7 protein-coding genes and 1 pseudogene are annotated in these 13,007 nt (G+C 72.8%); 5 read left to right on the top strand and 3 right to left on the bottom strand.

What is annotated here, in order from left to right; translation table 11 throughout:
* Positions 1-67: 67 nt before the first annotated feature.
* The gene (locus KF840_24020; protein ID MBX3027972.1) at positions 68-874 is read right to left on the bottom strand and encodes a hypothetical protein; all 807 of its coding nucleotides are present in this window, start codon (positions 872-874) and stop codon (positions 68-70) included.
* Between the two features lie 143 nt (positions 875-1,017).
* Here KF840_24020 and KF840_24015 point away from each other — a divergent pair, with 143 nt between their 5' ends.
* Positions 1,018-2,307: a VCBS repeat-containing protein gene (locus KF840_24015; protein ID MBX3027971.1), complete on the top strand. Its 1,290-nt coding sequence runs from the start codon at positions 1,018-1,020 to the stop codon at positions 2,305-2,307.
* Between the two features lie 43 nt (positions 2,308-2,350).
* Here the strand turns inward: KF840_24015 and KF840_24010 are convergent, their stop codons facing one another.
* Positions 2,351-2,686 carry a hypothetical protein gene (locus KF840_24010; GenBank protein ID MBX3027970.1) on the bottom strand — a complete coding sequence of 112 codons (336 nt, stop codon included), beginning with the start codon at positions 2,684-2,686 and terminating at the stop codon, positions 2,351-2,353.
* 596 nt (positions 2,687-3,282) lie between these two features.
* Here KF840_24010 and KF840_24005 point away from each other — a divergent pair.
* Entirely contained in the window at positions 3,283-4,662 is a 1,380-nt protein-coding gene (locus KF840_24005) for a hypothetical protein (protein MBX3027969.1), read from the top strand.
* A gap of 1,171 nt (positions 4,663-5,833) precedes the next feature.
* Complete coding sequence (locus tag KF840_24000; GenBank protein ID MBX3027968.1) at positions 5,834-6,727, top strand: hypothetical protein; 894 nt, start codon at positions 5,834-5,836, stop codon at positions 6,725-6,727.
* Between the two features lie 885 nt (positions 6,728-7,612).
* Here the strand turns inward: KF840_24000 and KF840_23995 are convergent.
* Positions 7,613-10,387 (bottom strand): annotated as a pseudogene (locus tag KF840_23995) (hypothetical protein).
* A gap of 310 nt (positions 10,388-10,697) precedes the next feature.
* Between KF840_23995 and KF840_23990 the strand changes: the two are divergent.
* Positions 10,698-11,939: a TolC family protein gene (locus KF840_23990; GenBank protein ID MBX3027967.1), complete on the top strand. Its 1,242-nt coding sequence runs from the start codon at positions 10,698-10,700 to the stop codon at positions 11,937-11,939.
* A 194-nt stretch (positions 11,940-12,133) separates the two neighbouring features.
* Complete coding sequence (locus KF840_23985) at positions 12,134-13,000, top strand: HlyD family efflux transporter periplasmic adaptor subunit (protein ID MBX3027966.1); 867 nt, start codon at positions 12,134-12,136, stop codon at positions 12,998-13,000.
* Positions 13,001-13,007 lie beyond the last annotated feature (7 nt).

The raw sequence follows: 13,007 nt of genomic DNA, 5'->3' as shown, positions 1-13,007 counted from the left end.
ACGGGACGGCCGCGGTCCCTCGGGGGCGGGGATGCGCGCCGGCGAACTGGCCGCCGGCGGCGGCTTCTCAGTTGTGCGTCACCGTGACGGTACCGCTGATGTCGAGGCTGAAGGTGCCGACCGCGCCGGGATAGGTGGGGCCGACGTCCATGGTGACGCCGCGGGCGTGCACGCGCACCGCGCCGCCACCGGCGTCGCTCACCTCCAGCGTTCCGCCGGTGGACAGCCACTGGTGGCTGAAGCTCTGACTGGGGTTGCCGGGCACGAACTTGTTCTCGCGGTAGTCGACTCGGATGAACGGCGGCGTCGAGACCGTGATCGCGTAGGTCCCGGGCAGCAGGCGCGCCGGGGCGTCGGAGACGTTGATCGCGAACGAACGGACGACCTCGCCGAGCGGGCGCGCGCACGGCTCGCCGGCGATCGCCCACACGTACGGCCCCGGCCCGGAATCCACCGCCCGCCCCTTGCCGGCGCTGAAGGCCTCGCGGCTCACGTTGCTGTCGCCCGACACGTCGCTGATCGTCACCGTGAAGGTTCCGTCGCCACAGCCCGCGCCGATGGTCGGCGTCACCGCCGTGGTCGGCGTCACCGCCACCATCGTCGGCGTCGGGATCGGCGTCGCGCCGACGAGCGGACAGCCGCCGAGCGCGTTGCCGACGGCGGCGACCAGCTCGTTGATGGTGACGGTCCCGTCGCCGTCGGCGTCGAACGCTCGGCACTGATCGACGCGGCCGCTGCCGAGGGCGATGGTCACGCCGCGAACCATCTCGTCGACCGTCACCTCGCCGTCGCCGCCGCAGTCGCCGACGCAGGCGGCGCCGCTCCGGCCCGCACACGCCATCATCATCGCCACCGCCAGTATCGCGCGCCGCATGCGCCCTCCCGATCGTGCATCCCCGGGATGCGACCGTCGCGCCCCGGCCGCCGATCTCTGGCACAGCGGCCGAGCGAAGCCGAGATGCCGGCAGGCCGCGGTGAGAGTGCTCTCACCGGCGGCGCCGTGCTACGAACGACGCCGTGCGCGTGCCCTTGTCCCTGGCGCTGGCCTCGCTCGTCAGTGGCGCTGCCGGCGCGCTGTCGTTCGATCCGCCGCGCCCCATGCCCGCGCCGGGGCACGGCGCCGCGCTGGCGACCGCCGACTTCGACCGCGATGGCCGGGTCGACGTCGCGATCGCCGTGCCCGACACCAACAGCGTCTGGGTGTTCCTGATGCGGGCCGACGGCGAACCGGCGCGCGTCGGGCCCCTGCGCCCCGGCGCCGCCCCGAGCGCGCTGCTGGCCGCCGACGTCACCGGCGACGATCGCGCCGACCTGGTGGTCGCCAACGACGTCGACGACACCATCGCGTTGCTCGCCGGGCGCGGCGACGGCAGCTTCGCGGCGCCGCGGGTGATCGCGACCCTGCTGGCGCCGAGCGGCATCGCCAGCGCCGATTTCGATCGCGACGGTCGCCCCGATCTGGCGGTGACCAGCCGCTACGACGACGTCGTGCTGGTGCTGCGCGGCACCGCCGCCGGCGGCTTCGCCGCCGACCCGCCGATCGCGGTGGCGGGCGGGCCGGCCGGTATCGCCGCGGCGGATCTCGATCGCGACGGGGCCGCCGACCTGGTGGTGGGCGTCAATATCGGCGACGACGCGGTGTGGATCCTGCGCGGCACGCCCGGCGGCGGCTTCGCCCCGCCGCTTCGCTTCGCCACCGGCGCGCAGCCCGGGACGCCGCTGGTGCGCGATCTCACCGGCGACGGCGTGCCCGACATCGCCGTCGCCGCCACCGGCGACGACGCCATCACGCTGCTGCCGGGGCGCGGCGACGGCAGCTTCGCGGCGCCGATCCGGATCCCGGCCGGCGCCTTCCCGACCGCCGTCGTCGCCGCCGACTTCGATCACGACGGCGACGTCGATCTCGCCACGGCCAATTGCCTCGACGACCGCATCGCCGTTCTCCGGGGCAGCGGCGGCGGCTTCGCGCCGGCATTGGAGCTGCCCACGGGGCCGATGCCGATCGCGCTCGCCGCGGCCGACCTCGACCGCAGCCGCGTGCCCGACCTGGTGAGCGTCGATGCCCTCGCCGGCGGCGCCGCGCTGCGACGCAGCACCGTCGATCCGGGCCCCGCCTGCCTGGGCGATTGCGACGACAACCACACCGTCGGCATCGACGAGCTGGTGCGCAGCGTCGCCATCGCCGTGAGCGGCAGCTCGGTCGCCGCCTGCCTGGCCGCCGATCCGGACGCCAGCGCGACCGTGACCATCAACGAGCTGGTGGCCGCGGTCCGCAACGCGCTCGAGGGCTGCCCGGGCCCCAGATGACTGCGACGCGCTGTCGCGGCAGCGGCGCCCCGCGGGTGCGGATTCAGCGCGCGACGCAGTCGTTGGAGCAGGCGTCGTCGTCGACGGTGTTGCCGTCGTCGCAGGCCTCGCCGCCCTCGGGGATGCCGTTGCCGCAGACCTGCGGCAGGCAGGCGATGGCGCTGTGGACATAGGTGCGCGAGAGCACGCAGTCGACGCGCTGCTTGAGGGTGCGCAGCAGGCTGTCGGGAGAGCGGCCGTAGACCTGCTCGAGTGAGGGACACGCCGCCAGCAGACCGGCGCTCCAACGGGCCCGGGCGGCGGCGAGCTCCTGGTTGACGCGCCGGATCGAGGCCTGCTTCTCGTCGCTCGCCACCAGACGGGTGGCGATGCGCTCCATCACCGGGACCTCGCGCTGCAGCGCGAACCACATCATCTTGCGGCCGTAGCTCGCCGCCGCCGCCAGGCACCGGGCGGCCTCCGCGGATGTCGCGCCGGCGCGCGCCGGAGCGTAGAGGGCCGCGATCGCGTTCTGCGCTTCGCCGACGCAGCCGCGGGTGAGGTCGCTGCCGGCGTCGAACAGGCCGATGAAGCTGAGCTCGGTCAATTGGCCGTCGGCGCACGCCGCCGCCAGGGTGGCGCGCAGGGCGCCGTCGGCGGCGGCGACGTCGCGCTCGAGCGCCGCCGGGTCGCAGGTCTCGCCGCGCAGCGGCGCGTCCCGACACGCCTGCTCGAGCGCGAACACGGTGTCGAAGCAGGCGTGGGTCGCCCGGCTGATGGTGCGCAGGCAGGTCTGGGTCCCCGGCAGGAACGGCCCCCAGGACTCGATCGGCGGCGGCTGATTGTGCGCCCGGGCTACCGCGACGGTCCCCAGCAGCAGGCCGAGGGCGGCACAGACGGCCCGACTACTCGCCATTGCCCGACGCATGCGGGACAAACCCACGTTGAAGGGGCTCACCCGCGGCTGATACACCATGGCGCGGGTTGGGAGGAACCATGCAGCGCAAGCAGATCCTCGCGGGGTTGCTGATGTTCGGCGCGGCGGGCGGCATCGCCGCCTGCGGTGACGGGGGCGGCAGCGGCCCAGGGGCGCCGCGGATGGCAACCTTCGAGCGCATCCAGAGGGAGGTCTTCGACGTCAGTTGCTCGGCCGACTCCTGCCACAGCAGCGTCGGGAGGGCCGGCGGCCTGAGCCTGGAAGCGGGCTCCTCCTGGGACCAACTCATGAGCCACGCGCCGTCCAACCGCGCCGCCGCGGCGCACGGCATGCTCCGGGTGGCGCCCGGCGACACCGCGCACTCCTTCCTGATCGCCAAGCTGACCAACAACCTCGCCGCCGGCGAGGGCGTGCCCATGCCCTACAATGCCGCGCCGCTCGACGAGGCGACGATCGAGGTGCTGGAGGCGTGGATCGCCGCCGGCGCCCCGACGACTGGCGTGGTCCGCGGCGACGACGGCCGCACCCTCGGCAACAGCAGCGACAACCCGGCCGAGGTGACGCTGCCGAAGCCGAACCGCGGCGTGCAGATCCGGGTGACGGCGCGGCCGGTGGCCAAGGGCTCCGAGGAGACGCTGTGTCACTACATGAAGCTGCAGTCCGACGTTGACCTGGACGTCAACCGCATCCAGATCAACGTCAGCGGCGGCAGCCACCACATCCATCTCTACCGCGCCTACGACGCGGCGACCGACGTCCCCGACGGCTTCGAGGTCTGCAACATGGCGGTGGACTTCGACAAGTGGGCGCTGGTGGTCGCCTCGCAGATCCGCAAGACGGACTGGGAGCTGCCGGCCGGCGTCGCCTTCCACCTGCGCGCCGGCGAGCAACTGCTGGTGCAGACCCACTTCGTCAACGTCGGCTCGCTGGAGACCTCCGGCGAGGGCAAGGTGGTGATGAACCTGCAGGACGCCGACCCGGGCACGGTCACCGCCTACGCCGGCGCCCTCTTCGGCCAGGATCGCGACGTCGATGTGCCGCCGCTCGCCAACACCGCCCAGTCGGCCACCTGCACCTTCCCGCGCCCGCTCGAGCTGTTCGCCGAGACCGGCCATTATCACTTCCGCGGCAAGCGCTTCTCCACTTTCCGTTGGGACGACGGCGTGCGCGGCGAGGAGATCTACCACCACGAGGGCTACACCGATCCCCTCTTCCTGATCCACCAGCCGCCGCTGTTCTTCGACGCCGGCGAGGGCCTGGAGTGGGAGTGCTACTGGGAGAATCCGAACGACGTCGAATACAAGTTCGGCCCGTTCACCGACACCAACGAGCACTGCAACCTCTTCGCCTTCTACTACCCGACCGCGACCCCCAACGAAGCGATCACCTGCGTGCAGGACCACGGGGTCGCGACGACGACCATCCGCGCCGGGGACTGAACCGCCGACGGTAGAGGGCGCGGCGCCTCGAACCTCCGCGCCCTCCACCGTCGCCCCCTGTCAGGGCGCGAGCGGGCGGACCGCCCGCGCCGGCGCCGGACCGCCGGCCTCGACGTAGCCGCGCGGTCCGACTTGGCAGCCAGCGGCGGTCGGCGCCTGCCCTCCGCCGGCGTGTCGGTGCGCCAGGCGCCCATCGCCGCCGAGCCGCCGGCGCAGCCGGCCGGCGCCGGCGTCAGGACGCGGCGCGGCGGCGCCGACGGAGGTCCTGTCGAGCATGAAGGTCAGCCGGCGATTCCCCGAATCGCGCCGCCTGCTCGTCCGCGTGTCACCGCCGAGCGACGGGACAACGGAGCGCTACGGGTTTTCCCCAATTGCTCGCTAGCTGGGCAGTATCATAAAAGGCCATTCATTGGCGATCTCGACGGCCCAATCCGTGGAGATCATCGCGACCATGCCGCGGCGCCCGCCGGCAATCGGGTGTTCGTGCCAACCGCACAGGGGGGACCAACTCATGAGGATATCCGCGTCGATCCGCACCGCAGTCTGCTGTCTGCTGGGCGTCGGGGGAGCGGCCGTATTGGCCGTGTCCTCGGCGACCGCGGCTATCACTGTCACCTCGGATCCCGTCGCGTTGTCCGCCGCCATCGAACAGGTGCCGGGCGCCGTCGTCGGCGCCGCCTTCGAGGCCCTGCCGCCATCGGGCACGCCGCACGGCATCGGGATGGCCGCCGGAACCGCCGCGCTGGCCGGCTTTCCGACCAGCGGAACGACCTTTGCCATTCTAACCTCCGGCGACGTCACGCTCGCCGATCAGGCGAATGCGAGCGGGAGCAGCGGTCGGAACGACGGCGGCGACGCGGTTCGCGGCGACACCGACCGCGACGTGACCATTCTCCGCATCGACCTCGACGTGCCCGAGGGCGCCAACTGCCTGTCGCTCGACTTCCGCTTCCTGTCGGAAGAGTTCCCAGAATACGTGGGCAGCGAGTTCAGCGACGCGTTCGTCGCCGAGCTCGACCATTCGACCTGGACGACGATGGGATCGATCGTCACGGCACCGGACAACTTCGCCTTCGACCTCCTCGGCAACGTGATCAGCATCAACACCGTCGGCCCCGCGAGCATGACCGCCGGCAATGCCGCGGGCACGACCTACGACGGCGCGACGCCGCTGCTGACCGCGTCGACGCCGATCACCAGCGGTGCCCACTCACTCTACCTCTCGATCTTCGACCAGGGCGACAACGTGTTCGACTCCGCCGTCTTCGTCGATCGCTTGGTCGTCGGCACCGCGTCGCCCGGCGGCTGCGAGCCGGGCGCGAAACTGTGCGGCAACGGCATCGTCGACGCGGGCGAGCAATGCGACGATGGCAACTCCTCCAGCGGCGACTGCTGCGACTCGGACTGCCAGTACGAGCCGGCCGGCAGCGCCTGCAGCGACCACGACGCCTGCACGAGCGGCGATGTCTGCAACGGCGCCGGCGCCTGCGCCGGCCCCACCGTTCTCAACTGCGACGACGCCAACGCCTGCACCGCCGACGCCTGCGACCCGATGACCGGCTGCGTCAACGAGGCGGGCCCCGCCACGGGCTGCCTCACGGCGGCCAAGGGCCTCTTCATGATCAAGAACGCGACCGACGACGCCAAGGACAAGCTGATGTGGAAGTGGGGCAAGGGCGCCCCGGTGAGCCAAGCCGCCCTCGCCGATCCGACCGGCAGCACGGACTACGCGCTGTGTGTCTACAGTGGCCCTGGCGGCACGCTGGTTGGGGCCGCCTCGCTGCCGGCGGGAAGCGGTTGGAGCGCGCTCGGCAACACCGGCTACCTGTTCAAGGGCACCAGCCCCAATGGCCTCACCAAGGCCCTCCTCAAAGGTGGCGCGTCCGGCAAGCCGAAGGCGCAGGCCAAGGGTAAGGGAAGCGCCCTACCCGACCCGGCACTGCCGCTCAGTTATCCGGTAACGGTGCAACTCAAGAAGAACGGCTCGTCGGTCTGCCTCGAGAGCACGTTCACCGCCCCCGACGAAGTGAAGAACGACATCGGGCAGTTCAAGGCGAAGAAGTAGCTCCCGCTCCCCATGGGCACCAGCGCCCCGGCATCGCAAGATGCCGGGGCGCTGTCGTCTGCGGCGACCTCAGGCCGGCGCCGAGGATGCGGCATTGGGGCGGCAGGACCGAGTCGGGCGGCTTCGCTGCACGCGCAAGGCTTCGAGAACCGCGCAGTCGACGTCGGGCCGACCTTCGGCGCCGGGAATGAAGCGGCCCCCCGGCGGGCGCGGCGAGGCGGATGCAGCGATCCGCCTCGCCGGGCCTCGTCAGGGCACGAGCGGGCAGATCGCCGGCGCCGGCGCCAGGCCGCCGGCCTTGAAGTAGCCGGGGCGGTCCGACTTGGCGGTCGACGGCGGATTGCCCTTGCTCTCCGCCGGCGTCTCGGTGCACCAGCCGCCATCGCCGCCGAGTTGCAGGCGCAGAGCGATGCGGCCCTGCGATGACTCGTCGAGCGTGTAGCCCCAGGCGCTGCGTCCGCCCTTGATGACGATGCGGTTCTGCTTCACCAGCACGCTGCGGATCGGCGACGCAGGGTCGCCGCGGAAACGCCAGCCCTTGGGCGAGGTCGCGCTGCCGAGCGCCGTCCAGCCGCCGGCGGGAAGCGAAACGCTCACCGCGTCGACGGCGAGGCCGGCGGAGTTGTAGACGATCAGCGTCGCGCCGCCGCCGCGCGGGTCGCCGCTGCTGGCCGGCGCCGGGGGCACGATGTGGCGCTGCGGCAGCTCGTAGGTGCTGTCCGCCGAGAAGGTGAACCGGCGCTTGTTGGCGTCGATCGGCGCCGTGACGTCGTCCTTCATGATCAGCTTGCTGGTGCGAATGATCACCCGCTGCGGGATGGTCAGCGGCGTGCTCGCGGCATCGGCCGGGTCGGAGCCGACGTCGAGCTCGTCGCGATCGAAGTAGCCGTCCTCGTCGCGATCGATGCCGGCGCGCGTGCCGTCGCCCGGCGGCACGCAGGTGTACGTCAGCTCCTGGCCCGCCGTCGCCGCCAGCGCCCGCAGCGCGGCGTCGGCGAGCGGCGCCTCGCTGGCGCGGTCGCTGACGAACTGGCCGCTCCCCTGGCGCAGCCAGCCGCGCGCCAGGCCGCCCGCCGTGCCCTTGACGATCAGGTCGCACTCCCCCGCGGCGGCGCGGGCGACGAGCAGGTCGATGCGCGGGTTGGCGACTCCCCCGTTGCCGCTCGTCAGCGTCATCTGCTGGCCGACGATCGGCGCCAGGTTGGTGTCGAAGGCGAGCATGTACTGCTCGACGTTCTGCTTCTGGGTGTTGTTCTGGAAGCCGGTCTGGTTGCTGAAGGCGCCGTTGAACACGGTGGCATTGAAGAAACGGAAGAGCGTGTCGACGCTGCCGTCGTGCAGGAAGCCGAAACCGCGGATCTGCGGCCCCTGGTGCGGCTGGTTGAGGGGCAACTCGCCGGCGACGTCGAGGACGCCGAACATGCCGACCTTCTGGTACAGATTCCGGAGGTGCGGGATCTTGATGATCTGCTGCTCGTTCTCGAAGCTGGCGCGGCCGTCGGTGCCGAAGTGGCCGAGACCCGGCTGCAGGCGGTGGCAGCCCTCGCAGGTGAAGCCGAGCGGCTGGTTGAAGAACGTGCCGGGGAGGCCGTCCGACAGCCGCGGGCCGAAGAAGAAGTCGCGGCCCGCCGACTGCGCCGCGTTCAGCGAATTGTCGAGGGCGCGCACCGGATTGGGCGGCAGCTCGACCTGGAGGATGAAGTCGGTGAACGCCTGCATCTCGGCGGTCGTCAGCTCGCTGTCGCGCCCCACCAGGCCGGGGAAGGCGACGTTGAAGTTCATGAACGAGTTGACTTCATCGAAGGCCTTCGCCGGCCCGCCCGGCGGGTTGGAGCGGTCGCCGCGCCAGTGCATGGCGCCGCTGCCGAGCATGCCGCGCAGGGTCTGGGTGGTCATCGGCCCCTTCATGGGATGGAAATCGGTGGCGTTGCCGGTGCCGTTGATCGGCGCCGGCAGGCCGGCGAAGGGGATGGTGATCTGGAGATTGATCGGAATCGGGTTGGTCTTCACCGCGTCGTCGGGGTTGCCGAGATCCCAGGCCAGGTCGTCCATGTCGCCGAAGATGTGGCAGCTCGAGCACGACGCCTCGCCGTTGCTGGAGGTGTGGGCGGCGTCGTAGAGGAAGCGCCTGCCGTTGACCACGCTCGCCGGCTCCGGGTTGTGCAGCGGCAGGTGCGCCACCTCGGCGCGGCTGCCGAGATCGACCACCGACACGCTGTTGTCGAACCGGGTCAGGACGTAGAGGCGGTTGTGCGCCGCGTCCAGCGTCAGGCCGCTCGGACCGCCGCCGCTGACGCCGAGGTAGTCGGCGCTGTCGACTTCCGGATCGAAGGTGTCGCCCTCGAGGGCGACGGTGTCGAAGACGCCGATGCGGCTCGACCCGAAGGCGGCGACGTAGAGCGTCGTGCCGTCGGCCGACACCGCCATGCCGGTCGGCGTCGCCAGGCTGTGCTCCTTGGTGCCGGCGGGCGCCGGCAGACTGTCGTAGTCGATGTGCTTGTTGAGGTGGCGCGGATAGACGCCGTTGCCGCTGATGACGGTGATGCGCGATTCGGCGAGATGGCCCTGGACGGTGCTGCCGCCGAAGATGCCGGGCCCCTCGAAGCGGACCTCGTTGCGCGAATCGGTGTTGGACACGTAGAGCGCGCCGGTCGCCGGGTTGACCGCCATGTTGAACAGGGTGGTGCCGACGTGCGCGAAGGCGGTCGACTGCGTCAGGGTGTCGGCGTCGAGCGCGAACACGTCGAGATCCGGCAGGTCGAAGCGGACGCCCGCCGACCAGTTGCGGCCGAGCGGATCGCGCCACTGGCCCGAGGCGATGTCGAACTTGACGATCAGACCGGTTTCCGGCGCCTGCTTGCCCTGCGCGTCGGTGCTCGGCGGCGGCAGGCCGCCGGGCATCGTCTGCCCCTGCACGACGCAGGGCGCGGCGTTGCCGAAGCCGTTGCACACCGCGCCCTCGGAGAGCACGGTCGTCTGGTTGCCGGACTTGAAGATCGCGGCGTAGACCGTGCTGCCGTCGGGGCTGACGGCGAGGGCGCGCGGCGTGTCGCCGAACAGCGTCTTGATCGCCAGCGGCGTGCCGCCGATCGTGCCGCCGAGCGCGTCGGCGTCGAACACCCAGACGTCGGCGCGGCCGATGCCGGGGGTCGTGAACTGCGGATCGCCGGCGCCCGGGACGCCGCTGATCGAGGCGTTGGTGCGCTGCTGGCCGCGATGCGCGGTGGTGATGAAGGCGCGGCTGCCGCCGCTGCCGGCGAAGACGATGTCGCGCGGCTCGTCGCCGACCAGCAGGGTGCGCACGACGCGCGGCGGACTGCTGCCCACGTCGACGATGCTGACGCTGTCCGAGAGGTGGTTGACCACCCACACCTCGCTGTCGCTGCGCGCCGCCACCGCCACCGGTTCGAGGCCGACCGCCACCGAGGCGCGCCGCGTCAGGCCACCGACGCCGACATCGAAGATCTCCAGTCGGCCGTCCGGCGTATTGACCGCGAACAGCCGCGTGCCGTCCGGCGACAACGCCAACGGCCGCACCTGCCCGCTCTCGAACGTGGTGAACGCCGCGGCCGGCGCGACCGCCAGCCCGCTCGCCAACGCCCAGAGCGCCACTGCCCCGGCGCGCCCAGCCCGGCGCGCCCTCGAACACCTGATGCTCATCCTGTACCCCCCGTACCCACGAAGTCGAAGTGTTCCTCAAAATCTAGCCCCAGCGGTCGGATAATCCCACGCTTATGTGGGCGAATGGCCTGTCAGCGGCGCCAACGGTCGTCCGGGAGCGTCCGACAGCGTGGAACTTGCACGGCGCGTACGAATTCGCGGCACTTTGATGCCTGCGGCGAGCGCCAGTGCCCGCCGGTCGCCAGCGGGCCGGGAGGAGGGGCGACCAGTGGCGGCGCCGAACCTGAACGAGAATTAAGGCGGCATTCACCGCTGGTTCAGGGCGGCTGCGCTACCGTATCGCCCAGCCATGCTGCGCCCTGCCCTCGTCGCGTTGGTGTTGCTCGCCGCCCACACCGCCGCGGCGCTCCTGCCGGTCGAGGACTGCGTGCGCCTGGCCCTCGCGCGCTCGCCGGCGACCCAGGCGGCGGCCGCCGACCTGCGGGCGGCGCAGGCACGAGTCCGGGCGGCGCGCGCCGCGTACTGGCCCAAGCTCACCGGGCAGGCGCAGTACGGCCACTCGGAGGGCTACGACGAAGCCATCACCAACGGCGGCGTCACCCTGCTGGGCCTCGCCATCGAGGCGCCGCTCCTCGACGGCGGCGAACGCGCCGCCGCGCTCGCCGCGGCGCGCGCCCGCGTCACCTCGGCGCGCGCGCTCGCCCGGCAGCGGCAGGCGGACGTCGCCTTCGCGGTGCGCAGCACCTACTTCGCCGCCCTGGCCGAGCAGGCCGACGCCGCCATCTACCGCCGCGCCGGCGACGCCCTGGCCGACTACCGGGCGCTGCTCGAGCGCCAGGTCGAGCTCGGCCTGGCGCCCAGCAGCGACCTGCCGCGCGCCGCGCTGGCACTGGAGACGGCGCGCAGCGCCGTCCGCGCCGCCGACGCCGCCCTCGGCGCCGCCGCCCAGGAGCTCTCGCAGCTCACCGGCGTCACGGTCGAGGCGACGGCGCTGACCGCGCCGGCCGCCAGCCCGCCACTGCCGGTCGACGACGACGCCATCGAGGCAAGTCCGGTCCTCGCCGACGCCCGCGCCAGCGCCGAGGCGGCGCGCCGCGACGCGGACGTGGCGCGGAGCGAGGGCCGCGGCCACCTCGGCCTGAACGCCGACGGCGGCTTCCTGGGCGTCAATCCCGCGCCGACCTTCCGTGACAACGGCGGCGGCGAGTTCCTCTTCGGCTTCACCATGCCGCTGTTCGACGGCGGCGCCATCGCCGCGCGCACCGCGGCGGCGACCGCCGCCAGCGCCAGCGCCGAGGCAAACGTCGGCCAGGTGCGCCAGGATCTCGTCATCGCGCTCACCCACGCCCGCGCCGACGCGCAGCGGGCCGGCGCCGACACCGTCGCCTGGCAGCGCCTGCAGCCGGCCGCCGACGACGCCCTGCTGCTGATGCGCGCCCGCTACTTCGGCGGCGGCGGCGCCACCCTGGTCGACGTCCTCGACGCGCTCGATCAGACGATCGCCGCCCGGGCGGCCGTGGTCCGCTCGCAGCTCGACCAGCGGATGGCGGCGGCGGCCGTGGAGCAACTGCTCGGCAGAGGCATGGAATGAAGGCGGGGAACGCCCGCGTCGACGCCCGCGCGGGCAGCGCAGGCGGCAACGCGCCCGCGCCGCACGGCACCAGTCGGAGGGCCGGCGCACGCCTGCCCCCGTTCTCTTGCCTGCTGCCTCTTGCCCTCGCGCTCCTCGCCGGCTGCGGCGCCCCCCCGCCCGCCGAACCAGCGGAGGCGGCACCGCCCGTCGCGGTGCAGGTCGCCGCCGTCGAACGGCGGAGCATCGCCGCGCGGCTGCAAGCCACCGGTGAGACGGCGGCGCTCAGGTCGGTCCGCCTCGCCTCGCCGGTCGCCGGACGGGTGACCGCGGTGGCGGTGCAACCCGGCGATCGGCTCGCCGCCGGCGCGGTGGCGGCGCGCGTCCTGCCGCAGGAGAACGAAGCGGCGCTGCACGGGTTCGGCATCCTCGCGCAGGCCGGAGCGCTGCGCCCGGAGGAGCGGCCGGCGGCGGCGCGATTGGCGCGCGACCTCGCCGGCCGCGACATCGCGCTCGCCGCGCCCTTCGAGGGCGTCGTCGCCGACCGGCTGCACAATCCCGGCGAGCAGGTGGCGCCGAGCGACGTGCTGGTCGAGCTGTTCGACCCGCGCTCGCTGATCGTCCTCGCCCAGGTGCCGCTGGCGCGCAGCGCCGAGGTGCGCGCCGGCCAGCCAGCGCTGGTGCGCCTCGGCGGCACGACCATCGACGGCCGCGTCGCCGCCGTGGTCACCGCCGTCAGCCCCCAGAGCCTCACCGTGCCGGTGCGCATCGCGCTGACCGCGCCGGCGCCGGTTGCGCTGCTGCACGCCGCCGCCGACTGCCACATCACCGTCGCCGTCCACGACCAGGCGCTGCTGGTGCCGAGCGCGGCGCTGCTCGCCGACGACCGGAGCGAACACGGCACGGTGATGGTCGTCGCCGACGGCGTGGCGCGCCGCCGTGCGGTGCGCATCGGCCTGCGCGCCGACGACGTCGTGGAGCTGTTCGAGGGCGTCGCCGCCGGCGAGCTGGTAGTGGTCAGCGGCCACTACGGGCTGCCGGACGGCGCCGCGGTGACGCCGCAGGCGGCGGCGACCAACTGAGGGCGCC

The sequence above is a fragment of the bacterium genome (assembly GCA_019637795.1).
Taxonomy (GTDB): Bacteria; Desulfobacterota; Binatia; order HRBIN30; family CADEER01; genus JAHBUY01.
The sequence above is the reverse complement of the archived record's forward strand: the minus strand, read 5'-3'. Positions and strand labels throughout refer to the sequence as shown.

Bases quoted from the DNA above. Each gene is read 5' to 3' on its own strand.
- KF840_23990 (MBX3027967.1), top strand. From the start codon at position 10,698: ATGCTGCGCCCTGCCCTCGTCGCGTTGGTGTTGCTCGCCGCCCACACC.
- KF840_24010 (MBX3027970.1), bottom strand. From the start codon at position 2,686: ATGGAGCGCATCGCCACCCGTCTGGTGGCGAGCGACGAGAAGCAGGCC.
- KF840_24020 (MBX3027972.1), bottom strand. From the start codon at position 874: ATGCGGCGCGCGATACTGGCGGTGGCGATGATGATGGCGTGTGCGGGC.
- KF840_24005 (MBX3027969.1), top strand. From the start codon at position 3,283: ATGCAGCGCAAGCAGATCCTCGCGGGGTTGCTGATGTTCGGCGCGGCG.